The sequence below is a fragment of the Streptacidiphilus sp. MAP12-20 genome, from assembly GCF_041262525.1.
Classification (GTDB): domain Bacteria; phylum Actinomycetota; class Actinomycetes; order Streptomycetales; family Streptomycetaceae; genus Streptacidiphilus.
This window is the reverse complement of sequence record NZ_JBGCCK010000013.1, coordinates 1-25,058: the sequence shown is the minus strand read 5'-3', so window position 1 is coordinate 25,058 and position 25,058 is coordinate 1. Positions and strand designations below refer to the sequence as shown.

Below are 25,058 nucleotides of genomic sequence, written 5' to 3'. Positions count from 1 at the left end.
TGGAGAAGGAGAGAAGGGCGGTGCGCGAGATGACGACGACTGGGGAGCTGACGATGCGGGGGGCGCTGCGCCGCGTCCAGGTGGGCAACGCGCTGAGCGCCTTCGGCAGCGGGTTCACGCTGCCGTACATGTTCGTGTACGTGGAGCAGGTGCGCGGGCTCGGCTCGATGACCGCCTGGCTGGTCTTCACGCTGTTCGCCGCCGCGGCGCTCGCCGTGCTGCCGGTCGGCGGCCGGGGCATCGACCGCTACGGACCGCGCCCGGTGCTGGTCGCGGGCGCTGTGCTGACGGCGCTGGGCGCGCTCTCCTTCGGGCTGGCGACGACGGAGTGGACGATCCTGCTGGCCGCCTTCCTCTTCGGGGCCGGCGTGACCACCTGCCAGCCGGCGCTGGCGACGATGGTGGTGCGCTGCTCCACCAGGGCGACCAGGGCGCATGCCTTCGCGCTGCAGTTCACGCTGGTCAACCTGGGCATGGGCATCGGCGCGATGATCGGCGGCCAGATCGTCGACGTCTCGCGTCCGGGCAGCCTGACACTGCTGTTCGGCATCGAGGCCGTGATGTTCCTGGTGCTGGCGGCGGTGACCGGCTCGGTGAAGCTGCCCGCGCAGGTCGCCGTGGTGGCCGAGGCTTCGCACGCGGCGGCTGCGAAGGGGCGTTCGGACTTCCGCACGCTGCTGGGCGACCGCGCGATGGTCAAGCTCTGCGTGCTGGCCGGGCTGATCTTCTTCGCCTGCTACGGACAGTTCGAGAGCGGCGTCGCCGCCTACGCGACGAGCACCGTCGGGATCTCCCCGTCCGCGCTGGGCCTCGGCCTCGGGGCGAACACCTTCGCCATCGTCGTGCTGCAGATGTTCGTCGTCCGAATGACCTCGCGTCGCCGCCGGACCACCGCGATCGCGGCGACCGGCCTGGTCTGGCTGGCCGCGTGGATCTTCGCGGGTGTCGCGGGCCTCTTCCACGGCGGCTCGGGCATGGCCGTGGGCTCGATGATGATGACCTACGTCCTCTTCGGCGCGGGTGAGGCGCTGCTCGCGCCGACCCTGGGCCCGATCGTCGCCGACCTGGCCCCGGCCCGGCTGCTCGGCACCTACAACGCCGCGTTCGCGCTGGTGAAGCAGGTCGCCATCGCGCTCGGCCCGGCGGTGGGCGTGCTGCTGGTCGGCGCGGGCCTCTCGACGGTCTACCTGCTCGCGCTCGGCCTCTGCTGCGTGGCCGTGACGGCGGCGGCGTGGCGCCTGCGCGGCGTCCTCCCGACGGCGGCGGACAACGCCGTCCCGACCCGGTCGACGGTCGTGGCCGGCTCGGCCCCGCGCGTGACGGAGCTGACCGCAGCGGCGTGAACTCCCTGACCCGAAGGGGCGCTTCGGCGCCCCTTTCGGCGCTGCCCGCGGCTTCGGAAGACGGGCGGGAGATGGTCGGTGAACTTCGTGCGACCGGTGTATGAACAGCCGTCACATCGCCTATGGGCGTCTACACGCTTGTAGTACTTTCGGGCTCGTCCTCGTCCCTCCCAGCAGCCCAAGGTCGTCGATGTCGTCCGTGCTCACCTATCCCGAAGCGATCGGCGTCGGCCTGATCCAGGGCGTCACCGAGCTGTTCCCGGTCTCCAGCCTGGGCCACAGCATCCTGCTCCCGGCCCTGCTGGGCGCCCCCTACAAGGACGACCTCAACGTCGCCGCTGCGGAGTCCCCCTACCTGAGCGTGCTCATCGCCCTGCACCTGGCGACTGCCGCCGCGCTGGTCGTCTACTTCTGGCGGGACTGGGCCCGCGTGCTGCAGGGGCTGTTCAGCTCCGTGCGCGAGCGGCGGATCGAGACTGCGAACCAGAAGCTGGCCTGGCTGCTGATCGTCGCGACGATCCCGGTGGGCGTCGCGGGCATCGCGCTGGACAAGCTCTTCCGCGAGCACCTGGGCAAGCCGGTGCCGGCGGCGATCTTCCTGACGCTCAACGGCGTCGTCCTCTTCGTCGCCGAGCGCCTCAAGCGCGGCGGCACGGGCCGCCGCCGCGCGAACGACGCGGCGACGATGCCGGGTGACGAGCACCTGCACCCCGACGTGCTGTCGGACCGCCGCATCGTGAAGCTGGGCTGGGGCAGCGCGCTGGTGATCGGTGCGGCGCAGATCCTCGCCCTGCTGCCCGGCATCAGCCGTTCCGGCGTGACGATGAGCGCGGGCATCTTCAAGGGCCTCCGCCACGAGGACTCGGCCCGCTTCGCCTTCCTCCTGGCCACCCCGGCGATCGGCGGCGCGGCGATCCTGAAGCTGCCGTCCCTGGCGGGCGCGCAGGGCCACGGCATTCACGGCCAGATCCTGGCCGGCGGGGTGGCGGCGTTCGTGGCGGGCTACATCGCGGTGCGGTTCCTGACGAAGTACTTCGAGACGAGGACGCTGACCCCCTTCGCGATCTACTGCTTCGTCGCGGGCCTCGGGAGCCTGGCCTATCTGAGCTTGGGGTAGTTGCACTATCAGGGGCGCGGGGCTCTGCTTGATCAACTGCGCGCGAGAGCAACCACCCTGTGCGGATGGCACTGATCGTTCGGGGACTCACCTGCGTGGGTGGCTTGTCGCGCAGTTCCTCGCGCTCCTGGCGAGTTGCAACAGGCGGCGCGTCGAAACGGGCTCCCCTCCGTTGCGGGTGTTGCACTGGGTTACGTGCGATCACTGCTGCGTGCGTTGCTCCTGGGGCTGCTGCCGATCTGCCTGCTGGCAGCCTGCGTGCAGGTGAACGGGCGGGCCGGTGGGCTCGCTCCGCACTACGCGCGGCCCTTCGTCGCGCTGCCCAGCGTCACGCCCGCGCCCGTGCCCACCGGATACGACCCGCGCGCCGACGCGCCCGCCGCCGTCGCCGCCGCGCAGGCCGCGTCCCGCAAGGACGGACGTCCCGTGCTGGTCGAGTTCGGCGCGGACTGGTGTACCGACTGCCAGGTGCTCGCGCAGCGGTCCGTGACGCCAGGGGCCTGGCTCGTGCTCGCCAGGAACTACCACCTGGTCACCGTCGACGTCGGCCACTACGACCGCAACAGCGCCCTCGCCGCCCGCTGGATCGATCTGAAGCGCAGCGGGATCCCCGCACTCGTCGTGCTGGAGCCCGACGGCCGCGTTCGGGCGACCACGCAGGACGGCAGCTTCGCGAACGCGCGCGCACTCTCCGCCGATGCGATTACAAGCCGACTTGTCGACTGGCTCTATCCCGCTTCCCGATCATGACCGATTCCACTCGAAGTCATGAATCTTCCCAGTTCAGCGAGGTATTCCGCACACGCACCTGATGTGATGCCGCCATCTGCACACGAGGCGACCAAGGCGGTGTCCGATGAATCTTCTCGCGACCCTGGCCGCCGCCGTTCAACGGCGGCTGCTCTGGATCATGCTGCTTGCCTACGTCCTCGCCGCAGGCTGGCCCGAGCCGGGCCAGGCCCTGCGCGCGGTGACGCTCGCGCACCTCGCCGGGGCGGCCTTCCCGCTCCAGGCGGGCCTGCTCGCCCTGATGGTGTTCAACGCCGGCCTGACCGCCAAGGCCGACGCCCTGCCGGCGCTGCTGCGGCACCCCCGCGCCCTGCTGGTCGGGATCGCCTCCAACGCCCTGCTGCCGACGCTGCTGCTCGGCGTCGGCGCCCTCGCCGCCGAGGGCTGGCACAACGTCCACGAGGCGCAGAGCCTGCTCGTCGGCCTCGCGCTGGTCGGCGCCATGCCCGTCGCCGCCGGGGCCACGGTCTTCGCCCAGGGCAGCGAGGGCAATGCGACGCTGACGCTGGGCCTGGTCGTCGGCAGCACGCTGCTCTCTCCGCTCACGATCCCGCTCGGGCTGCATCTGGGCGGGTTCCTGGCCTCCGGCCCGTACGCGGCGGATCTGCACGCGGTCGCGGAGCACGCCTGCAGCGTCTTCGCGGTGCTGGCCGTCGTGCTGCCCTGCGCGGCGGGCCTGCTGACGGGGCGGCTGCTCGGTGCCCGGCTTCAGTCGGCGCTGCCACTGGTCAAGGTGGTCAACCTGGTGGTGGTGGTCCTGCTCAGCTACACCAACGCCTGCGGCGCGCTGCGACAGGTCGTCGAGCGGCCCGATCCGGACTTCCTGGTGCTGGTGGTCGCTGCGGCGGCGGCGATGTGTGGTGGTTCGTTCCTCAGCGGGTGGGTGATGGCCGGTCGGCTCGGCGTCGCCCGCGAGGACGCGATCGCGCTGACCTACGCGTCCGGGATGAACAACAGCAGCGCCGGCGCGGTCGTCGCGGCCACGCGACTGCCGGGCAACCCTGCCGTTCTGCTGCCGATCCTGGCCTACAGCCTGCTCCAGAAGGTGCTGGCGTCCTCGGTGGGTGTGCTGGTCAGGAAGGTGCCGTTCGATGACGAAGCTTCAGCCCTGGCCGCTGCCGCATCAACTGCCCCTAAGGAACCACTTGGATTCAGACGGCTTTAGTATTAACTTTCCATAACAGTACGCGCGGCTTCTGTCGTTCGACCGACGGACGACGTCGCGCGGATCGCCTAATCCTCACGGAACCGGGGACCCACGTACCTGGGGTGCATCGGCCTCGCGGCCGTAGGAGACCTCCCTCTCCGAACCCGTCAGCTAACCCGGTCGGCGAAGGGACGGAAAGGAGCACGCCAGTCATGGCGTCATACCCGGTCGAGACCGTCGCCCAGCCGGCTGCAGTTCAGACACTGGGGGGCCAGCACCCGATGACCGCCCTGCCCCGGCAGCGCGGCGCGGCGCTGGGCCTGGCGGCGATGGCCGTCGGTGCGACCAGCGTGATCGGCCTCGCGGGCCCGGCGGTCGCGGCCGACCGCCCCGAACACAGCGGTCCCTCCGGCTCCCTCCTGGTCGACGAGCAGGCCTCGTCGTTCGCCCCGGTCGCCGACGCGGGCACGGCCCTGGCCGACCGCATCCGCGCGCAGGCGACGCACCAGCGCGCCGACGCCGAGTCGACGGCCCGCCGCGAGGCCGCGACGGCGGCAGCGGCGAAGGCCGCGGCGGTCGAGCGGGTCCGCGCGGCGGAGAGCCTGGTCCTGCCGGTCGCCGGCGCGAGCACGACCGCGGGCTACGGCCAGTCCGGCTCCTACTGGTCCCACCTGCACACCGGCCTCGACTTCGCGGCTCCGGCGGGCACGCCGGTCCGCGCCGTGGGCGCGGGCGTCGTCACCTCGGCGGGCTGGGCGGGCTCCTACGGCTACCGCGTCATCGAGACGCTGCCGGACGGCACGGAGATCTGGTACTGCCATCTCTCCGCGATCGCGGTGGGCGCGGGTTCCGTGACCGGCGGCCAGCCCATCGGCCGCGTGGGCTCCACCGGCAACTCCACCGGCCCCCACCTCCACCTCGAGGTCCGCCCGTCCGGTGGCGACCCGGTCGACCCCACCGACTGGCTCACCGCCCACGGCCTGGAGCTTTAGGCAATTGCGATAGTGGCAGGACGCTAGGGGCGCGAGGAACTGCGCGACAAGCCACCGGCGTGCGGATGGTCCCCAACGCGCAGGGCCATCCGCACAGGGTGGTTGCTCGCGCAGTTCCCCGCGCCCCTGATGGTGCAACTACTTGCGGTCGGCGACAGTCCAGGAGGCAAGCGCCACTCCCGTGGCCACCGTCAGGACCGAGGGCCAGGCGCGGATCCTCTTCGCCAGAGGGTGCGAGCCCGCGAACGCGGCCACGTAGAGCCCGCTCAACGCAGCCGCCGCCTTCGGCCCAGCCGTGCCGCGCCACTGACGCGCCGCAAGCCCACCCGCCAGGGCAAGCGCCACGCCGCCCAGCTCCCTGCGCTTCGTCGCTCGCGCGATGGCGAACCCGCCGATCAATCCCGACGCGGCAACCAGCGAAGAGGGGACCTGAGCCGTTGAACTGAACCTCCGTCAATCAATTTGTGCGCGTGTTGTGAAGATGCAGGCCGATATATCCGATATAAACCCGGCCCGTGCCCGAACAATCGTCGTGATAGTGAAGCCGTGGCGCCGTCCCGCCCCCGCCTATCCGCAGGTGCGCGCCCATGAAGACGCGGCCCGAGGGGTCCACCTCCGTCGGCACCGGAAGCAGGCGTTCCCGCTTCCACTTCGCGTTGGTGCTCACCGTCCGCGACTCGCCGCGGATGACCTTGCGCGGTGGGAACGGGTGGCAGTCAGGGGGCGTGTTCTCGCACCAGCTGCGGAAGTCGCCGCCCGACGCGCCCGCCTTCGCCGCCTCCGCGTAGTCCGACAGGGCCAGCAGCGCATCCCAGGTCATCCGGACCCAGGTGGGGTGGTCGGTCTGTTCGTCCAGCTCCTTGGTCAGCCGGGCGTCGCCGGTGAACTCCAGCAGCGGGAACTCGCCCAGCCGGTCCAGCAGCTCCGCGAACGTCCCTGGCTCCGCGTCCTGCGGACGCGCCGGCCGGCCGTGGAGTGAGCGCAGCTCCGTCCGGACCGCACGCAGCTCGCTGTACTGCTCGTCGTACTCCGCCGCCAGCTGCGACTCGCGCTCCTCCGCGGCGCGGAGCCAGCGGCGGACCTCCTGCAGTTCCTCGGCGCGGGCACGCTGCTCGTGCGCCTCTTCCTCCTCGTGGTCGACCAGCAGGCCGCCCGGCAGGATCGCGTCCGCCTCCGGCAGGCCCTCGGGCCGGAGCAGCGGAAGCCCGACCAGTTGGTCCGGCAACGGCGTCTGCACAGCCAGCCGACGCGGCAGCCAGGCCAGCAGACCGGAGGCCCGCCGCAGGTTCTCCTCGATCGTGGAGCGCGACATCACCCGGTGCCGGGCCGCCTCCGGCGCCCACGCCGGGTCGAGCCCGGGGAGGTAGGTGCGGACCGCGCCACCGTAGACCCGGTGGTGTTCCAGTGCCGCGTTGAAGCTGCGCTCCGCGCCGGGCGCGAGCGCGTAGAGGACGGCGAGGCCGCTGCAGCTGCGCAGCAGCGGATCGACGGTGTCGTTGAGCCAGTCGTCGAAGTCGGTATGGAGGGGGGTGCTCGCCACCACGATGGGCAGGCGGCGGTCCGGGTCGCAGAGCTCGTCCAGGATCTCGTCCACGTCCTGGCGCTCGATGACGCTCGGCAGCCCGTGCACGCGGGCGGCGCCCGGCTGCTCGCCCTCGACCGCGTCCAGCACGTCCAGCAGCCCGCGCGCGAGCGCGGGGACGGGGGCCTTCGCGGGCTCCTCGCCGCGCACCGGCAGCTGCTCGGCGTCCAACTGCACCCAGGTGCGGCCGTCCCTGGCGGAGGCGACGGTCAGCGAGGTCTGCCAGATGCCCTGCACGGTGAACTCACGCAGCCGCCAGCGCGCCAGCCGCCCCTGCACGGCCTTGCCGCGCGCGACCTGGTCCAGCACGGCCTGCGGCCCGACTCTGCGGCGGCCGTTCCCGGTTCCTGGCTCGTCGTAGTGCAACGCCTTCAGCCACTGCCTGAGCTGCTGCTCGGCGAGGGCAACAGTCTCCTGGTGACCGTGCCCGCTGGTCACGGCCATCCGATAGATGCCATCGGTCACTGGCGCTGCCTCCTGACGCTGTATCGGCGTCGCCGCACGGCGGTGCGCGGATATGAAGGACAACGCGGCGGGACCGGTGGTTGGTTCCGGTACGGCCGAAGTCACTGCTCGGAACGGGGCGCTTCCGGTGCGTCCTGCTCGTTCTGGGGGTTCTGGGCGTCGTGGGCGGCCGGGCGGGTGGCCGGGTACTGGTACGGCTGCACGGGTTGGGCCTGTGGCGGCACCTGTGCCGGTGGCTGTTGCGGGTATCCGGCCTGCCGGTACGGGTACGGCTGCTGCTGCGGGAATCCGTACGGTGCCGGCTGCTGCTGCGGGTACCCGGTCTGCGGGTACGCCCCCTGTGGATACCCCGCCTGGGGATACCTGGCCTGCGGGTACGCCACGGGCCGCTGCGGGTACGCGTACGGCGGCGGGTACCCGGCGCCCGGCGGGCGGCCCCAGGCCGGGGCGATCGGCGGGTTCCTGCGGAACCACTCCTGCTCGCCCACGCGCGCGAAGACCGGCGCCACCACGTCCTTCCGCTCCCAGAGGTGGTGCAGCAGCTCCTGCTCCCGCACTGCGAAGTCCGGCACCGTCAGCCCACGTGCGACCCGCTCGCGCAGCAGCGCCAGCGAGGTCGCGAAGCCCTGGTACTCGCGCATCGCCTTGTCGCCGAGCGTCCCCTGCTGGAACTTCGAGAGTGCCCGCGCCTGCTTGCGCGTCCGCATGGACGAGAGCACCACGGGCACCGGACGGCTGATCCAGCCGGCCGTGACGTAGACCGCCAGCTGCTTGCCGACGACGGTGAGCTCGTTGCCGCGCGCCCAGACCATCAGCCAGACCATGAGCGCGAACACCGGGACCATGAAGAGGAAGTAGACGCCGAGGAAGCCCGCCGCGCCGAGCACCGGCGAACTGTTCCACGTCCCGTGCATCAGCATCGCGAAGATCCAGCCCGCCATCGGAGCGCCGATCCGCTGCCAGCGCTTGCGGCTGATGGCCGCGATGCCGAAGCCCACGGCCGTCATCGAGGTGAAGAGCGGGTGCGCGAACGGCGACATGACCTCGCGCATCACGAAGGTCACCACGGTCGTGGCGATGCCGGTGCCGCCGTCGCCGCTCGAATCCGTCACCGAGCGGCCTATGTAGAGGATGTTCTCGGTGAAGGCGAATCCGGTCGCGGTGAAGCCGGCGTAGACCGCGCCGTCGACGATGCCGGTGAAGTCGCGCCGTCGGAGGAAGAAGATCAGCAGGAGTGGGACCGCCTTGACCGACTCCTCGACCAGCGGTGCCACCAGGCTCGCGCCCAGTGTCTCCCCGCCGCCTATCTGGCGACCGATCAGAAAGTCCGTGGCCCAGGTGTTGGCCTCGATCGCGATCAGCGTCGCGGCGCAGGCGCCCCAGGCGAAGCAGAAGAGCAGCAGTTGCCACCGCTTGGGTTCGACCCGGTCCAGCCAGGAGTAGCCGCAGAGGATCAGTGGCACCGGGAGCACGGCCAGGCCGACGCCGACGAGGAAACCGGGGGTTCCCGTCTGGCTCCGGACCATGAACAGGATCGCGATCCCGCATCCGGTGAGCGCGAGGACCACGGCGACGATCCACAGCCAGCGGCGTTCCAGCAGGTTGCGCCGCACCTTGTACTTGAAGCTGGTGGGCGGCTTGAACGGCAGCGCGTCCACCCCGCCCGCCTGCGGCGCGGCGGGCAGGCCCTCGGGCAGCGGTTCAACCGGCGCGTAGGTCGGCGCGGACGAGGGCTCGGACTCGGGTATCGGACCGGCCGCGTCGACGGCCGAGGGCTCCTGCTGCGCGCTGCTCACCCCATGACCTTAGCGGGGCGGCCGACCAGCCGGTAAGGCCTTCTGCCCTGCTCGCACCCCCTGTTCGCCCCTGCTTGCGCCCCTGCTCCCACCGCTGCTGTCAGCGGCGGCGGAACAGCAGATCGTGTACCACGTGGCCCTTGTCCAGGCCCTGGCGCTCGAACTTGGTCACCGGACGCCAGTCGGGCCGAGGCGCGTAGTCGGCATGTAGGTTGGTCAGCTCGGGGGAGGCGGTCAGCACTTCCAGCATCTGCTCCGCGTAGGGCTCCCAGTCGGTCGCGCAGTGGACCGTCGCGCCCGCGCGCAGCCGGGACGCGGCCAGCTCGACGAACTCCGGCTGGATCAGCCGGCGCTTGTGGTGCCGGGCCTTGGGCCACGGGTCGGGGAAGAAGATGCGCAGCCCGGCCAGGCTCTCCGGGGCCAGCTGGTCGCGGAGCAGCACGACGGCGTCGCCCTCCGCGAGCCTGACGTTGTCGAGGCCGTCCGACTCGATCCTGCGCAGCAGGTTGCCGTGGCCGGGGGTGTGCACGTCGGCCGCGAGCACACAGCGCTCCGGCTCGGCGGCGGCCATCGTCGCGGTGGCGTCGCCCATCCCGAAGCCGATCTCCAGCACGACCTCCGCGTCGGTCCGCCCGAACCACGCGTCCAGGTCGATCGGCCGCTTGCCGTCGATGCGGACGCCCCACTCGTCCCAGGAGCGCGCCAGCGCGTGGTGCTGGGCGGTGCTCATCCGGCCCTTGCGCGGGTGGTAGCTGCGGATCCGCCGCTCGCTGTGGAGCTCGGGCGAGACGGGACTGCCGGGCCGCGGGGCGGCATCGGCGTCGACGGCAGGGGTCACGAGGGAGGTGGTCTGGCTGGTCACAATGCCGACCAGTCTACGGAACCCGCACAGCCGGCGGCGGGAGAGTGTCGGCGGCGTCCTTGCCGTTGTCCAGAACGCACCGGTCGCCCACCAGCGCGGCCCAGGTGTGGTCCTGGCCGAAGGGACCTCGTGGTAGCTGCGGGGAGTGCTCGCGCCGGCTGCAGCGCCGGTGCGCTGGTCGACGAGGCCCACGAAAGCGGAGTCGACGCCCGAGGTCGGCAGGTCGTCGACGGTGAGCACGCCGCGTGGGGTGGCGGCGAGCGAGAAGACGAGCAGCGTCTGGATGAACAGCGGGGTCCGCTCATGCACCGGCGAGCGCCGCCAGCGCGCGGGAGGCGATTTCGCGGCCGATCGGGAGGGAGGCCGTCGCGGCGGGGGAGGGGGCGTTGAGGACGTGAACCGTGCGGGGGCCCTGGGCGAAGGCGAAGTCGTCGACCAGCGAGCCCCGGCGGTCGACCGCCTGCGCGCGGACGCCGGCCGGGGCCGGGAGGAGGTCCTGGGCGGTGATCTCGGGGAGCAGGCGTTGCAGGTCGCGGACGAACGCGCGGGTGCTGAGGGAGCGGTGCAGTTCGACGGCCTCCGCGCGCCAGTGGCGGGCGGCCAGCGACCAGGTGCCGCGCCAGCTCGCGGTCTCGGCGAGGTCGCGCGGGCTCACCGTGCGCCAGTCGTAGCCCTCGCGGGCCAGCGCGGGCACCGCGTTCGGGCCGACGTGGACACCCCCGTACAGGTCCCGCGTCAGGTGCACGCCGAGGAAGGGGAACGCCGGGTCCGGCACCGGGTAGACCAGCCCGCGGACCAGGGATGCCGCCTCGGGCGTCAGCTCGACATACTCGCCGCGGAACGGCACGATCCGCAGCCCCGGCTCGTCCCCGGCCATCCGCGCGATCCGGTCGCTCTGCAGCCCCGCGCAGTTCACCAGCACGCGCGCGCGAACCTCGCCCAGCGTCGTGGTGACGGTGACCCCGTCCGCGCGCCGGTCGATCGCGGTCACCGCGTTGCCGGTCCGCACCCGTGCTCCGGAGAGCGCGGCGAAGGCGGCGGCCACGGCGGGGTAGTCGGCGAGCCCGGTCGTCCCCACGTGCAGCGCGGCTACGCCCCGCACGTGCGGCTCGTACTCCGCGATCTGCGCCGCGCCCAACTCCCGCGTCGGCAGCCCGTGCTCCCGGCCGCGCTGCGCGAGCGCGTGAAGCCGCGGCAGTTCGGCGCGGTCGACGGCGACGACGAGCTTGCCGGTGACCTCGTGGGGGAGCCCGTGCTCCTTGCAGAACTCGACCATCTCGGCGGCCCCCGCCAGCGCGAACCTCGCCTTCAGCGAGCCGGGCCGGTAGTAGAGCCCACTGTGGATCACTCCACTGTTGCGCCCCGTCTGATGCGCGCAGAGCTGGAGCTCTTTGTCCAACACGATCACGTCGGTACCCGGCGCCGCGCGGGAGATGGCATAAGCCGTGCTCAGCCCTACGATCCCGCCACCGACGATCACGACGTCACAGTCAAAGCCCCGCACATGTGCCCTTTCCACGAGGGGAAGTCGCACCATCAGGGGCGCGACGAACCGCGCGCCCAGCCACGCACTCGCGTATCACGCCGCGCGCTCGTTCCGTTGCACCTCAGTGGTGGTCTGAGACCAACTCTACGCAGGCGCCGCCAACGTCAGCCGCGCGCGTTCAACCAGCTCCGCCGCGATCCGTTCCCCCTTGAAGCGGTCCAACCGCTTCAGCATCTCGCCCAGGTACTCCCGCGTCCGCTGCGAGGAGATCCGCCCGGCCACGTCCAGCGCCCGGTTGCCCGCCGCCACCGCGCGCTCCAGCTCGCCCTCGTCCAGCTCGGCCATCGCCGAGACGATCAGCCGCAGGCCGTGCGAGCGCACGTACTCCTCCGTCGGTCGGGCCAGCGCCCGTTCCGTGAACTCGCGGACCTTGCCCGGCATGCCGAGGTCACGGAAGCCCTCCGCCGCGTCCGCCGCGAGCCGGTCCCAGGTGTAGAAGTCGATCCACGCCGGATCCGGGTCACCGGACCGCGCCCGCTCCAGCCAGCTCTCCGCCGCCGCCAGCGCCGCCGCGCAGGCCAGCGCGTCGCCCGCGCGGGCATGGGCGCGGGACTCGACCAGCCGGAAGAAGCTCATCGTGCGCGCCGTCGCCAGACCGCGGTTGCGCTCGACCGCCGCCTGCGCGAGGTCGACGCCCTCCTCCGCCGCGCCGCGGTACGTGGCCTGCAGGCTCATCGAGGCCAGCACGTACCCGCCCAGCGGCACGTCCGCCGCCGCGCGGGCGAGCCGCAGTGCCTGGATGTAGTAGCGCTGCGCGGCCTCGTGCTGGCCGGTGTCGAAGGCCATCCACCCGGCCAGCCGGGTGAGTTCGGCGGTCGCGCCGAACAGCGCGCGGCCGACCTCGTCGCTGTAGCAGGCGAGCAGCAGCGGGGCCGCGTCGCGACGCAGGCACTCGGGGACCATGGAGGAGCGCCAGTCGCCGCCGCCGTAGCGGGAGTCCCAGCGGCGCGCCTCCTCGGCCGCCTGCCGCAGCTTCGCCGCGTCCGCGTGGCCGACGCGGTAGGGGCGGCCCTGTGCGTCGAGCGCGCGGGCGAGCTCGGACGGCTCGTGCGTGTCCGACGCGCCGGCTCCGGACAGCCCCGCCATCCCCGCCAGCTCGGACGGATCGACTGCCTCGCGTGCCACGGAGCCGTCGACCGGTGTGATCAGCCAGCGCGAGACCGGGGTCGCGTACGCGGAGACCGAGAAGGTGCCGGCCAGGCTGTCCCACCAACCCGCGCCCGGCGAACCGGGCTTGCGCCCCCGCTCGGGATCCAGCCGCCACAGGTCCGTCGCGCTCCGGACGGCGGCCGGCACCTCGCGCGGGAAGGCCAGGCCGATCTCCGGGGTCGGATCGGTGCTGCCCAGCCCGATCTCCTCCAGCGGGACGGTGCGTCCGAGCTTGCCGCCGATCGCGGTGGCGATCAGATGCGGCACCGGCCCCTGCGGCACCATGCCCTTGGTGACCCAGCGGGCGACCGAGGTCTTGTCGTAACGGAAGGTCAGACCACGCTGCGCGCCCAGGTCGTTGACGCGCCGGGCCAGCCCGGCGTTGCTGATGCCGGCGAGGACCAGGACGGAGCCCAGCTTGTCGTTCGGTCCGCGCCCACTGATGGTCATGCCCGGCTACACCCCCCTCGCGGTTCGCCCTGCGGCCCTGCTGCCCTGCTTTTGCCCGCCGCGGTCCGAGGTCCGCGGTACGTCCAGTACACCCAGAGTAGTTCCATGCCTGCCCAGGGTTAAGGGGTCTTGTTCCAGTTGGCGCGATCCGGTAGCGGATGCGGCCGGTCCGGCCTGTCCTATGCCCCTGGCGCGTGCGGCAGTGCGCCCCGCTGTGCCCCCTCCCTCGGAAGGGGGCCCGGCGCTTGCATGTTGGCGTGGGTCGGCCTGCCGTCGAGGACCCGGCGGGTCGGGGGACGCCGTCGCCGTACATCCCCGCGCGGCGGCGGACCGGTCCGGGGGGTGTGCGGACACCTCCCGGACCGTGAGGATGTCGCGGGGCCCCCGGGTCCGTGGCCCCGGGGTCGGGGCCCGGACCAAGGAGGGGATGGCCCGGGTCCCACACCCGCGCCTGCCCGTCGCCGGGTGCCATCGCTTGCTCCCGTTCGTCCACGTGTCGTCACCATGTGCCCGACTTCACCCGATCTGCCGTGCTCCACCCGCGCTCGACCCGACAAGAAAGCGTCAGGTTCCGGAAGTTGCTCGCCCTCATACCGCAGCCGACCGCTCCGTGAGCTGGCACCATGTGAGCTGACGGTGCGGCACCGTGCTGCCTTTGGCGTGGGGGCGACGATGCGGTGGTTGGTGGGCTGGAACGGCGCACGAGGCGCGGCTGCGCTCGACGCGGAAGCGCTGCGCCCGGTGGGCGGACGGCTGCTCTGGCCCGGCCCTGATCCGCTCTGGGCGGTGGGTGACTGGCGTCCCGACGAGATCCGCAGCGTCAGCCTCTACCGCAACCGCCGACACTGGCGTCACGTGGTGCAGGCCGGCTTCCCCGACCTCGGTGACGGCTTCGCCGACGACCCCGACACGCGCCGACTGCCCCCTGACGACGGCGCGGTGACGCGCCTGGTCGTCCTCGGCCGCTGCGGCGCGGCGGACGCTGCGCTGCGAACGGCCCTGCTGGCGACGAGCGGTGGCGCGCTCCGGCATCTGACCCTGTGGCCCGGCAGCTACGCCGTGGTCCTTCAGCAGGGCCCGCGGGTCGCGGTGCTGGGGGATCTGGCGGGCGTCCACCCCGTCTACCACACGCCTTGGTGCGGCGGCACGGCGTACGCGACCGCCGCACTCCCGCTGGCCGATCTGATCGACTCCCCGGTCGACCGCGTGCACCTGGCGGCCCGGCTGGCCTTCCCGGACGCCCCGGAAGGCGTCGGGGACACGAGCGCGTTCACGGGCGTCCGCTGCGTTCCGCCGGGCCAGGCGCTCAGCGTCCGCGCGGGCACGCCGGACATCGGCGTGTACGAGGCCGTCCCCGGCGGTGTCCAAGCCTTCGAGATGAGCGAGGCCTCGGCGACGGCGGAGGTGACGCGTTCCCTCCTCGAGTCCGTCCGCCTCCGCGTCCGCACGCCGGCCCCGCCGACCACCTTCGGCCTCGGCGCCCTCACCCCGCCACCGGGTGGCGGCGCGGCGGAGAGCCTCCGCGTGCCGCCGCGACCGCGCCCTACCGCTGACGCGAGCGGCGCGGCCGAGGGTGGCGGGACGGCGGGAGCAGGTGCGAGCGGGCGAGGGGCGCCGCAGGGGCGTCGCGCCGCCGGGCCGAGGGCCGCGGAAGGAACGTCGATTCTCTTCGGCGGCGGCCCGGCACGCGGCCGGGACGTGGGCGCCGAACCCGGGCCCGGGCGGCCGGTCGGTCCGGGGGAGGCCGGAACCGGCGGAACTACGGGGAGGCCCGTCGCGGCAGCGGGCCTGCCGCCGAGGCCGCGCCGTGCGGAGGAGGCGGGCGGCAGTCGGGTCGGCGAAGAGGAGGCGGTGTTCGAGGCCGACGCGGGCCGGGCGCAGCGCTTCGCCGCAGGTGGGCCCGGTGCGCCCGGCGGACTGATCGGGCAGACGTTCCGGCGGCGCGAGTCGAGCGGGAGCGGCGGGAGCGAGGAGGAGCCCCGCGGCCCGCAGCCCCGACCCGCGGTGAGTGTGGACCTTTCCGGTGGCAGCGCCTCGACTGTGCTCGCGCTGCTCGCGGCCGGGATCCCGCGCGCCGGAGCGCGGACCGGCCTGCATACCAGGGCCGCAGCCGCCGCAGCCGCCGCACCCCCCGCCGACCCGGAACAGGCCGGCACCGTCCAGCCGGCCCGGCATCCCGCGCTGGGGACGTTCAGCGAGGAGCGCTGGGGCGACCCGCGCAGCTACCGGACGCTCCGTCACGGCCCCGAAGCCCCGGACCCGCCCGCACGCCCCCGGACCGGCGCCGTGCGCGGATCGTGGGCGCGCGTCGGCAGCGAGCCCGTGCCCGAACCGGCAGGGCTGCTCGCCATCACCTACACCGACGCCGAGGGTGCCACCGGCGCGCCGCTGAGCCCCGCCACGGAGGCCGAGCTGCTCCGCGCCCGCGCCGTCGCCGAGGGCGCCGCCGACCGGCTCGACCACGTCGTCGTCCCCGGCGGCCAGGACACCCTCCCCTATGCCGACCTCGCCGACGACCCGCTGGCCGGCCCGCTCACCGACGAGCCCGGACCGGCCCTCGTCGCCGCCCTGCGCCTGCGCGCCCGCCTCGCCGCCGCGGGCACCGACCACATCAGCGGCCACGGCGCCCGCCACGTCCTCGACGGCCACCCCGCCCGCCTCGCCGACCTCCTGCTCGAACGCCGCCGCAGCCCACTGCTGCGGCCCGTCGCCGCGCTCGCCCGCGCGGACAGCGCCGTCGTCGGCACCCCCGTCGCCGTCGTCCGCGCGGCCCGCAGGCTCGCCCGCACCGGGTACGTCGACGGGCTCCAGGACGCCGCAGCATCCCTGATCGCCAATCGCGCAGACGACACCCCGCCGGGCAGCGCGGGCGAGGCGTCTGCCCGCGCCCTCGCCTGGTGCACGCCGGGACCGGCCGCCGCGTGGTTGACCGACGACGCCCGCGCCGCCGTCGCCCAGCGGCTCCAGCTCGCCGCCCGCGCCGGCGCCCCGGACGAACGCCCCGGCGCCCGCCGCGCCCGGCACGCGCTGCAACGCCGGGCGGCGGACTTCCGGGTGCTGGCCCAGGTCGTCGAGTCCGCGCCGGACGCGCACGGGCAGCGGCTGCACGCACCGTTCCTCGACAACCAGGTCGTCCGGGCCTGCCGCCTCGTCCCCGACCGCGCCAGGATCCAGCCCGGAGCTCGGCACGGGATCCTGCGCGCGGTGCTCGCGGGCGCGGGCGTCAGCGAGGTCCCCGAGGGCTGGGGCAACGGTGCTCCGCCCGACCCCTACGCCGCCGCCGAGAGCGTCCGCGCGGGCCTGCGCCACTCCGCCGACGCACTCGACCGGCTCCTTACCGCCCCGCTGCTGGGCGACTGGGGTCTGATCGACGCACCCCGCGTCCGCGAGGCGTTGCGCGCGGCGGCCTCGGGCTCGCCCGCGCCGCTGGACGGCCTGGCCGACGTCGTCGCCATGGAGCTGTGGCTGCGCCGCCTGCACGCGCGTCGCGGCTCCTGCTGGACCGGCCTCCCGGCGCCTCCGCGCCCGGCGGTGACCGCCGCGCACGTGTCCTGACGTTCCGTCGGCGCGCAGGGCACCCATGATGGGTGCCATGCGCGCACTGCCCGTCTCCCACGAGCCACCGCCAGCGGACGCCGAGCCGGGCGTGCTGGTGGGCGTCGACGGCTCGGACGGCTCGCTGTGGGCGCTGGAACGCGCGCTCGCGGAGGCCCACGCTCACGCGGTGCCGCTGCGGGTTCTGGCGGCGGTCAATCCCATCACCCCCACCGCGGCCGGCGTCACGGCCGGTCTCGAGGACGTGGTCCAGGACAGCGTGGGCCGCCTACTCGCAGGTATGTCCGACGTGGTCCAACGCGGCGTCGCGGCGGCGAGCTCCCGCGTTCCGGAAGCCGGCACCCCTTCCCTCCACGTGGTCGCGGGCGACCCGATCGCGCTCCTCCTCAGCGCGTCCGCACGCCAGCACACCCTCGTTCTCGGCACGAGGGGCAACGGCGGCTTCTCCCGCCTCCTCCTCGGCTCGGTCGCTTCCGCGCTGACCTTCCACGCCCTCTGCCCGGTGCTTCTTGTTCCTGGTCCCAAACGCTGAGTTGCACTACCTGGGGGGCGCGAGGAACTGCGCGAGAAACACCCCGTGCTGATGGCCCTGCTCGTTCGGTGAGTCACCTGCGTGGGTGGCTTGTCGCGCAGTTCCTCGCGCCCCCGGGAGGTGCAGCTCGCCCTCTGGAATTTCACCAGCGGGTTGCGCGTTGCCATTCCTGAGCGCGCAGACAACGGATAGGAGCCGTGCCCCCCCATGAAGGTCGAGATATACAGCGACATCGCCTGCCCCTGGTGCTACATCGGCAAGCGCCGCTTCGACCGCGCGCTCGCCGCCTTCGACGGGGCCGCCGACGTCGAGGTCGTCTACCGCCCGTACCAGCTCGTGCCGGACGCGCCCGCTGAGGCGAGCCCGCACCGCGCCTGGCTGGAAGAGCGCTACGGCCCGCAGTCCCGTGCCATGGACGACCGGGTGGCCGCGATCGGCAAGCAGGAGGGCATCGTCTACGACTTCGACGCCGCCCTGCACGTGAACACCATCCACGGCCACCGCCTCCTCTGGCTCGCGGAGCACGAGTACGGCGCGGCGGTCCAGGCGGAGCTCAAGGAGCGCCTGCTCGCCGCGCACTTCTCCGACGGAGTCGACGTCGCGGACTTCGCCGCGCTCGCCGACGTCGCGGTCGCCGCCGGGATGGACCGGGCGCGCGTCGACGCGTTCCTCCCCTCGGAGGAGGGCCGCGTAGAGACCGAGCGCGAGCTCGACCACGCCAGGAACATCGGCGTCAGCGCCGTGCCGACCTTCGTCTTCGACAGCAAGTACGCCGTCCAGGGCGCGCAGGAGACCGAGACCTTCCTGGCCGCCCTCCGACAGGTCCAGCAGTCCGGTCAGTCCTGAGACTCAGCAGGTGAACCCGGCGTTGGCCCAGTCGGCGACCTGGCCGCCGAAGTGGCCGTGCCCGCCGTGGACGACGAGCTTGATCGAGGTCAGCCCCGCCAGCGGCACGCTGAACGACTCGGCAGCGTCGGCGCCGTGCAGTTGGTCGGAGCGCCACAGCACCGCGCCCGTCGAGCCGTCCTCGACGGTGAAGCCCGCGGAGCCCCAGCCCAGCGTCATGTCATCGATGCCCACCGCGCCGGTGAAGACGCGGCAGGCGCGGTTCAGGTCGATCACCGTGGTCGAAGGGGCGACCACGGTGATGCCGCGCTTGTACGTCGTCCCGCCGATGCTGACCCCGTCCGGCCGCTGCCAGACCCAGTTGAACGCGTCCGGCTCCAGCGCCGGGCCGTTGCTCGCGCCGATGCCCTGGAACGGCAGGGTGTCGACGAAGTAGCTCGTCGTCGGCGGCGGGGGCGGAGGCGGCGTGGGGGTCGGCGTCGGCGTGGGTGTCGGACTCGGGGTGGGCGTGGGAGTGGGCGTCGGCTTCGGGGTCGGCCTGGCCACCGACGGGACCGGCTTCGGGGTCGGCTTCGGCGGCGGCGGGGGCGGTGTCGGACTGGGCGTCGGGCTCGGGGTCGGCATCGCGACCGGCGCCGGAACGGGCTTGGCCGCCACCGGCGGGGCCGGCGTCGGCTTGGCATCGGTGCCGGTGAGCGCGAAAGCCAACCCGACCGCCGCCGCGACGGCGACCGCCGTCGCGATGCCGATCTTCACCGGCAGCCCGACGCCCTCGGACGCCGCGCCTCCCGCCGCGCTCCCACCGGCCGCGCTGCCTCCCGCAGCGCCGCCCGAGGTAGCCACCGCCGCGCCCGCCGCACCCGCCGTGGCCGCGCCGGCGAGACCGGCCGCGATGACGGTGAAGTAGCCAGAGCCGAGCCAGACCAGCAGGCCGGAGGGCAGCAGCTCGCGCAGGCTGTGGTTGAGGTCGACCAGCTCCAGGTAGGCGGCCGAGCAGTGGTCGCAGTCCTGCAGGTGGGCGCGAACCTCCGTCGAGGCCCGCTTACCGAGCTGTCCGCGCGCGAAGCCACCGAGCTTCTTCGCGTACTGCTCGCAGTCGGTCTCCTGGCGGTCGGAGATATGCGCCTGGAGGAAAGCCGTGGCCAGGCGCTCCCGCGCCCGGTGCGCCTGGACGGCAGTGGCGTTGGCCGTCTTGCCGAGCAGCAGCGCGACCTCGCGCGGCGGCTCCTGCTCGACCTCGGTGTGCCAGAGCAGCAGCCGGTCGTCGGCGTCGAGGTTGCGGAAGGCACGGACGATGAGCGACTGGTCGGCCGCGACCATCGCCTGCGTGTCCGCGCCCGGGTCGGTGACGTCGACCGTGGCGACGACGGCGTTGGTCGTCGCGAAGAGCTGGAAGTCGTCGATGAGCTGCTCGCGACGGTCGCTGCGGGTCCACGAGGCGGCGATGTTGCGCACCGCCGTCAGGAGGTAGGCACGGACGGCGACGTCCGGGCCCTTGCCGGCCCGCAGCGCCTGCAGCGTCCGGGCGAAGACCTCGCCGGCGAGGTCCTCCGCGGTGAAGGAGTCGCGGCAGCAGGTCCGCGCGTAGCGGCGGACGGCGACGACGTGGCGACGGTAGAGCTCCTCGAACGCACCGTCGTCACCCGCTCGGACGGCAGCGGTCAACTCCGCGTCGGACGTCGCCAGCGGCTCGACGTCGACGGGACCCGCCGGCGCGGGGACGGTGGGCGCAGCGCCGTCGTCGTGCTCGCGCGGCGAGTCCGCCCGGTGGCGCGCCGAACCGCCGCTCGTGCCTTGCGGCGGCACCTTGGCGGCCGCCGCCGCAGCTGCGTCCGGTTCCTCTGTGGGCATGACCCCGACCCCCGCTCCGCGAACTCGACCGAGTCAGGTTCCCACAACCCCGCACCCCGGCGTAAAGGGAACCCCTCCACGCCACCCCTTCGGGGAAACTGTGTCGCCGCAGAGTGAGTTGCACTCACCTCAGGGGCGCGAGGAACTGCGCGAGAAACCACCCTGTGCGGATGGCCCTGTTCGTTCGAGGCTCTACCTGCGTGGGTGGCTTGCCGCCAGTTCCCCGCGCCCCCAGCGTCTGCCAGAGCGCCTGTCAGCCCGCGCGCAGGCCGTCCAGCAGGAGCTGGAGCAAGCGGCCGGCCGCGCTGCCGTCGCTGGACGTGTGCGGCGGCACGGACGCCGTGAGCACCAGGACCACGTCGGAGACCGTCACGCCGGCGCGCAGCTCACCCGCCGCGCGGGCGCAGCCGACCAGCTGCGCCAGCAGGTCCAGCAGGTGAGCAGGATCCGCGTCCGGGCCGAACTCCTCCGCTGTCGCGTCCGCCGTCGCAGCAGGGACCGCCGCGTCGACCGCCCCGCGCTGCGCGGGCACGCGCACCAGCGCCTCCGCTTGACGGAACGTCTCCGGCGGCAGCAGTCGGCCCGCGCCGGACGTCGCCGCGCGCGCCAGGAACGCGGCCAGCGCGTCCCACGCCCCCGGGCCGTCACTCTGCACGGCCAGCGCCTCGCGGGCCTGCTGGGTCAGCCAGAGCACCTCCTCCGAGGCGATCCGCCGCACCAGCACCTCCTTGCTGGGAAAACGCCTGTAGACCGTGCCGACGCCGACCCCCGCGCGCCGAGCGACCTCCTCCATCGGTGCGCCGTACCCCAGCTCGCCGAAGACCTCGCGCGCCGCGCGCAGCACCGACTCCAGATTCCGTCGCGCGTCCACGCGCAGCCGGTTCGCGCCCGCCCCACGCGCCGAACCGTTCGCCGCCGACCCCCGCTGGACGGGAATCGTTCCGTCCACTGCGCGCGGCAATACCTGTTCCTGCTGAACCATGAGGTTCGTCCTCCCCCGTTTGACAGATCCAACGACCATAGTTGACAGTGCGTCGGCGGGAACAGGGGAGTCCGGAATGATTCGCCCCGTCCGCACCGACCGTGCGCACACGACGGTCGCAGCGCAGCGTAGGGCATCTGCGCAGATCAGTGGAGTCGCGCTCCCCACCTGACGCTCGCGTCCCTCGTGCCACGACCGTTGCCGGCTGAAACTCATGAGCGGCCGCGTCCACTCATTCAGGTACGGAGTATGGACGAGCGGCCACTGCCGGGTGCGGAATAGTGCCGTGCTCCCACCCGCGCGCATCCTGCTCATCGGCGGCGGCCAGGTCGGCGTCAACGCTGCCCTGCGACTGCGGTCGCGGCTTCGGCCAGGAGAGGCCGAGGTCACGCTCGTCGACCCCACCTCCTACATGACGTACCAGCCGTTCCTCGCCGAGGCCGCCGCCGGCGCGATCGACCCACGGCACGTCGTCGTGCCGCTGCGTCGCGCGCTGCCAGGGGTGCGGGTGGTGCAGGGGCGACTGGCCTCGCTCGACCAGTCCGGACGGAGAGCGCACCTCGTGCTGCCGTCCCCGATCCACCAGGGCGCGCCCACGACGGAGCTGACGCTCCCTTACGACCTGCTGGTTCTCGCGCCCGGCTCGGTCTCGCGCATCCTGCCGGTGCCGGGGCTGGCGCGCCACGGCATCGGGTTCCGTAGCGTCGCCGAGGCCGTCAAGCTCCGCAACCACGTCCTCACCCAGCTCGACGCGGCCTCCTCGACCCGCGACCCCGAGGTGCGGCAGGCCGCGCTGACCTTCGTCTTCGTCGGCGGCGGCTACGCCGGCGTGGGCGCGCTGGCCGAGCTGGAGGACATGGCCAGGCACGCCGTCGGGCACTACCACAACATCCGCCCCGAGGATCTGCGCTGGGTGCTGGTCGAGGCCGAGAAGCGGATCCTGCGCGAGACCGAGCCGCAGGTGGCCGAACGCACCACCGCCGACCTGCGCGAACGCGCCATCGACGTCCGCCTCGGCACCCGGCTCGCCGCCGTGACCGACGAGGGCGTCGTCGAGCTCACCGACGGCAGCCGCTTCGCCGCGCGCACCCTCGTCTGGACGGCGGGCGTGCGCGCCAACCCGGTGCTCAAGCAGACCGGCCTGGCCGTCGACGCCCAGGGCCGACTGCGCTGCGACACCCATCTGAGGGTCCTGGGCACGGATCGGGTCTTCGCAGCCGGCGACTGCGCCGCCGTCCCCGACCTCGCCCGCCCCGGCGAGACCTGCCGCCCCAATGCCCAGCACGCGGTCCACCAGGCCACGGTTTTGGCCGACAACCTGCTGGCCACCCTGCGCGACCAGCCCACCGCCGAGTACCGGCACGAACTCAGGGGCTCACTCACCTCCCTCGGCCTGCACATGGGCGTCGCCCAGTTGCGCGGACGCTCCCTGCACGGACGGCCTGCCTGGCTGCTGCACCGCGCGGTGCACCTGCGCCGGGTGCCCACCTGGGAACGCAAGGCACGCGTGCTCTCCGACTGGCTACTGGCCGGCCTGACCGGAAGGGAGATGGTCTCGCTGGGGGAGCTCGAGGAGCCGCGCGCCGGATTCGAGCAGCTTCTCGACGAGTCGCCATGATCCCGGCGATGTGTCACGGGCTATGCGGGTCTGCCCCGTTATCGACCGGTGGCTTTGTGAAGGTGATGTGTCCGTATCGGCCGGATTTGCCGATCTTCAAGACACCCCACGGCACCTGATTCCCCGTGAGCGCGGTTTCAGCCACACTGGACCGGTCCCACACTGGACCGACCCCACGACGGCAAAGCCTTGAAGCCTGCCCGCAGCCCGAAGGACTCCGTTGAACCTCACTCGCTGGAGCGCCCGGCTCCCCGGCGGACAGCGGCGCGCCTCCGCGACGCCGGCGAGCGACTCATGCGCGGCGCCCAGCGTCCCGGTCGGCCGCGAGCTCCCCGAGGCGCGGATCGCCCACGAGCACGCGGGCCACCAGCACCTCCCCGTCCAGGACGTCCTCGGCCACCTGCCCGCGCTGGTCGCCATCGGCTACGGCCCGGGCCACCGGCTCGGCTACCTCAGCCGCGCCTACACGGAGGTCTTCGGCCCCCGCCCGACCGGCGTCCCCGCGCACCAGGTGATGCCGGAGCTGGAGGAGCTCGGCCTGTTGCCACTGATGGACCAGGTCTACCGGACCGGCCGCCCGCGCACGATCAAGGCCCGCAAGGTCCAGCACTCGACGCTCGGCGGCGGCGTCAACGAGATGCCGCGCTATTACACCTTCGTGTGCGCGCCGGTCCGGGAGCAGGAGGACCTCGGCCAGCAGCTGGCCCAGCTGACCGCCGGCCTGGTCGGCAGCTCGGAACCCACCCCCGCCGTCGTCGGGGCCGCGCCCGGCTCCTCTTCTCCCACTCCCCGGGGAGCCCTCGGACTCTCTTCACTCGGCCTCGGCAGCTTCGCCTCGCTGCGACGCAGCACCGGCGCGTCCGACGTCTGCGGCGTGCTCGTCTTCGGCGCCGAGGTGACCGACCAGGTCCGCGTCACCGAGCGGCTCCGCGAGAGCGAGCGCCGCCAGCGCGAGGCCGCCGTCACCCTGCAGCGCAGCCTGCTGCCGCAGAAGCTTGAGCAGCCGGACGACCTGCGGGTCGCCGCCACCTACCAGCCCGGCGGCGCGGACACCGCCGTCGGCGGCGACTGGTACGACGTGATCACCCTCGGGGGTGGCCGCACCGCGCTCGTCATCGGCGACGTCATGGGCCGCGGCATGCGCGCGGCGGCGGTCATGGGCCAGCTGCGCACGGCGGTCCGCGCCTACGCCCGCCTCGACCTCCCGCCGCACGAGGTCCTCCAGCTCCTCGACGGCCTGGCCTCCGAGATCGACGCGACCCAGATCGCGACCTGCGTCTACGCCGTCTTCGACCCGAGCGAGCAGTGCCTCAGCTACGCGTCGGCCGGCCACCTGCCGCTCATGGTCCGCCATCCGGACGGCACTATCACCCGTCCGGATGAACCCGGCGGCCCGCCGCTGGGCACCGGCGGCTGGATGCACACCTCCGCCAACCTCCCCTTCGGAGCGGGCGCCACCGGGGTCCTCTACACGGACGGCCTCGTGGAACGCCGCGACCAGGACATCGACCTCGGCCTCGACGCCCTGGCCAGGACCCTGGCCGGCGCCACGGGGACGCCGGACGTCATCTGCTCGCGCCTGCTGCGCGCCATGGGCGTCACCCCCGAGCACGACGACGACGTGGCGGCCCTCGTCTTCCAACTGCCCCAGCGCGAGAACGAGGCGGCGGAGCTGTTCCGCACCGCGTCGCTCGACCTGCTGGGCGGCGCGGAGGCGGCGTCGAGCGCCCGCGCATTCACCAGCGGCGTGCTGAGCAGCTGGCGCTTGGGCGAGGACATGAAGGACAACGGCGTCCTGGCGGTGAGCGAACTCGTCTCCAATTCGCTCACCCACGGCCACCCCCCGATGCGCCTCCGTCTCCGCCGCACCGACCGCCGCCTCACGGTCGAGGTGACCGACGCCGACGACCACCTCCCGCGCCGCAGGCGCGCCCTGCCGGCCGACGAGTCCGGCCGCGGCCTGGCGATCGTCGCGACGATCGCCTCGAACTGGGGCACCCGCAGGACCCCTGACGGCGGCAAGGCCGTCTGGTGCGAGTTCCCGCTCCGGGAGGGTTGACACGCCCCTCGGGGATGCGTAGTGTTCTCCGAGTTGCCCCGCTCGCGGTTGCGAGGTGGAGGCGGCAAAACCCCCTGAATCTGATCGTACGAATGAGTGTTTCGTGCTGCCATTTTCTGGGATTGTGGGACTGGTTGATGGATTTGGTTGTCGCCGAGGAAATCAGCTAGAGTTTCACTCGTCGGAACGGGCCGGAGCGAAAAGCGAAGGCCGGAAGTTCTGATAGAGTAGAAAACGAAGGAAGCGCCCGGAGCGGCCCGAAAGGGAAGCAAAGGAAGCGTCCGTTCCTTGAGAACTCAACAGCGTGCCAAAAGTCAACGCCAGTTACTTTTGAGAACAGATTTATCAGCGAGGACGCTGTGCGCAGGTCTGCCTAT

The 25,058-nt window shown here is 73.0% G+C and carries 18 protein-coding genes and 1 riboswitch; of the genes, 10 read left to right on the top strand and 8 right to left on the bottom strand.

What is annotated here, in order from left to right; all coding sequences use genetic code 11:
* The first annotated feature begins 29 nt into the window (after nucleotides 1–29).
* From ABIA32_RS18915 to ABIA32_RS18895, 5 genes are all read left to right on the top strand, one after another.
* Nucleotides 30–1,343, top strand: a complete 1,314-nt coding sequence (locus ABIA32_RS18915) for an MFS transporter (RefSeq protein WP_370096984.1) — start codon at nucleotides 30–32, stop codon at nucleotides 1,341–1,343.
* A 190-nt stretch (nucleotides 1,344–1,533) separates the two neighbouring features.
* The gene (locus ABIA32_RS18910; protein WP_370096631.1) at nucleotides 1,534–2,460 is read left to right on the top strand and encodes an undecaprenyl-diphosphate phosphatase; all 927 of its coding nucleotides are present in this window, start codon (nucleotides 1,534–1,536) and stop codon (nucleotides 2,458–2,460) included.
* 195 nt (nucleotides 2,461–2,655) lie between these two features.
* Nucleotides 2,656–3,210 carry a thioredoxin family protein gene (locus tag ABIA32_RS18905; protein WP_370096630.1) on the top strand — a complete coding sequence of 185 codons (555 nt, stop codon included), beginning with the start codon at nucleotides 2,656–2,658 and terminating at the stop codon, nucleotides 3,208–3,210.
* A 106-nt stretch (nucleotides 3,211–3,316) separates the two neighbouring features.
* A complete protein-coding gene (locus ABIA32_RS18900) occupies nucleotides 3,317–4,414 on the top strand; it encodes a bile acid:sodium symporter family protein (RefSeq protein ID WP_370096628.1) in 1,098 nt (365 codons plus the stop codon).
* Nucleotides 4,415–4,469: 55 nt separating this feature from the next.
* Nucleotides 4,470–4,596, top strand: a riboswitch (cyclic di-AMP (ydaO/yuaA leader).
* A 12-nt stretch (nucleotides 4,597–4,608) separates the two neighbouring features.
* Nucleotides 4,609–5,388, top strand: a complete 780-nt coding sequence (locus ABIA32_RS18895; protein WP_370096626.1) for a M23 family metallopeptidase — start codon at nucleotides 4,609–4,611, stop codon at nucleotides 5,386–5,388.
* A 138-nt stretch (nucleotides 5,389–5,526) separates the two neighbouring features.
* Here the strand turns inward: ABIA32_RS18895 and ABIA32_RS18890 are convergent, their stop codons facing one another.
* The 6 genes from ABIA32_RS18890 to ABIA32_RS18865 all read right to left on the bottom strand — a co-directional run bounded on the left by ABIA32_RS18890 (nucleotide 5,527) and on the right by ABIA32_RS18865 (nucleotide 13,238).
* Nucleotides 5,527–5,805 (bottom strand): hypothetical protein, encoded by a 279-nt coding sequence (locus tag ABIA32_RS18890; RefSeq protein WP_370096982.1) that lies wholly within the window; start codon nucleotides 5,803–5,805, stop codon nucleotides 5,527–5,529.
* A 40-nt stretch (nucleotides 5,806–5,845) separates the two neighbouring features.
* Nucleotides 5,846–7,435 (bottom strand): hypothetical protein, encoded by a 1,590-nt coding sequence (locus ABIA32_RS18885; RefSeq protein ID WP_370096624.1) that lies wholly within the window; start codon nucleotides 7,433–7,435, stop codon nucleotides 5,846–5,848.
* A gap of 101 nt (nucleotides 7,436–7,536) precedes the next feature.
* On the bottom strand, nucleotides 7,537–9,231 hold the full coding sequence (locus ABIA32_RS18880; protein ID WP_370096622.1) for a PrsW family intramembrane metalloprotease: 1,695 nt from the start codon (nucleotides 9,229–9,231) through the stop codon (nucleotides 7,537–7,539).
* 100 nt (nucleotides 9,232–9,331) lie between these two features.
* Complete coding sequence (gene trmB / locus ABIA32_RS18875) at nucleotides 9,332–10,093, bottom strand: tRNA (guanosine(46)-N7)-methyltransferase TrmB (RefSeq protein ID WP_370096980.1); 762 nt, start codon at nucleotides 10,091–10,093, stop codon at nucleotides 9,332–9,334.
* A gap of 301 nt (nucleotides 10,094–10,394) precedes the next feature.
* The gene (gene lhgO / locus ABIA32_RS18870) at nucleotides 10,395–11,630 is read right to left on the bottom strand and encodes an L-2-hydroxyglutarate oxidase (protein ID WP_370096621.1); all 1,236 of its coding nucleotides are present in this window, start codon (nucleotides 11,628–11,630) and stop codon (nucleotides 10,395–10,397) included.
* 93 nt (nucleotides 11,631–11,723) lie between these two features.
* Nucleotides 11,724–13,238, bottom strand: coding sequence for an MFS transporter (locus ABIA32_RS18865; protein WP_370096619.1), 1,515 nt, complete (start codon nucleotides 13,236–13,238; stop codon nucleotides 11,724–11,726).
* A gap of 672 nt (nucleotides 13,239–13,910) precedes the next feature.
* Here ABIA32_RS18865 and ABIA32_RS18860 point away from each other — a divergent pair.
* The 3 genes from ABIA32_RS18860 to ABIA32_RS18850 all read left to right on the top strand — a co-directional run bounded on the left by ABIA32_RS18860 (nucleotide 13,911) and on the right by ABIA32_RS18850 (nucleotide 18,171).
* Complete coding sequence (locus ABIA32_RS18860) at nucleotides 13,911–16,793, top strand: asparagine synthase-related protein (RefSeq protein ID WP_370096617.1); 2,883 nt, start codon at nucleotides 13,911–13,913, stop codon at nucleotides 16,791–16,793.
* A gap of 37 nt (nucleotides 16,794–16,830) precedes the next feature.
* Nucleotides 16,831–17,325 (top strand): universal stress protein, encoded by a 495-nt coding sequence (locus ABIA32_RS18855; protein ID WP_370096615.1) that lies wholly within the window; start codon nucleotides 16,831–16,833, stop codon nucleotides 17,323–17,325.
* A 207-nt stretch (nucleotides 17,326–17,532) separates the two neighbouring features.
* A complete protein-coding gene (locus ABIA32_RS18850; RefSeq protein WP_370096613.1) occupies nucleotides 17,533–18,171 on the top strand; it encodes a DsbA family oxidoreductase in 639 nt (212 codons plus the stop codon).
* 3 nt (nucleotides 18,172–18,174) lie between these two features.
* On the opposite strand, the gene ABIA32_RS18845 is transcribed toward ABIA32_RS18850, so the two are convergent.
* Nucleotides 18,175–20,022: a sigma-70 family RNA polymerase sigma factor gene (locus tag ABIA32_RS18845; protein WP_370096611.1), complete on the bottom strand. Its 1,848-nt coding sequence runs from the start codon at nucleotides 20,020–20,022 to the stop codon at nucleotides 18,175–18,177.
* Nucleotides 20,023–20,275: 253 nt separating this feature from the next.
* Nucleotides 20,276–21,004 (bottom strand): helix-turn-helix domain-containing protein, encoded by a 729-nt coding sequence (locus ABIA32_RS18840; RefSeq protein ID WP_370096609.1) that lies wholly within the window; start codon nucleotides 21,002–21,004, stop codon nucleotides 20,276–20,278.
* Nucleotides 21,005–21,290: 286 nt separating this feature from the next.
* Here ABIA32_RS18840 and ABIA32_RS18835 point away from each other — a divergent pair, with 286 nt between their 5' ends.
* Nucleotides 21,291–22,622: an NAD(P)/FAD-dependent oxidoreductase gene (locus tag ABIA32_RS18835; protein ID WP_370096607.1), complete on the top strand. Its 1,332-nt coding sequence runs from the start codon at nucleotides 21,291–21,293 to the stop codon at nucleotides 22,620–22,622.
* 220 nt (nucleotides 22,623–22,842) lie between these two features.
* Nucleotides 22,843–24,681, top strand: coding sequence for a SpoIIE family protein phosphatase (locus ABIA32_RS18830; RefSeq protein ID WP_370096605.1), 1,839 nt, complete (start codon nucleotides 22,843–22,845; stop codon nucleotides 24,679–24,681).
* Nucleotides 24,682–25,058 lie beyond the last annotated feature (377 nt).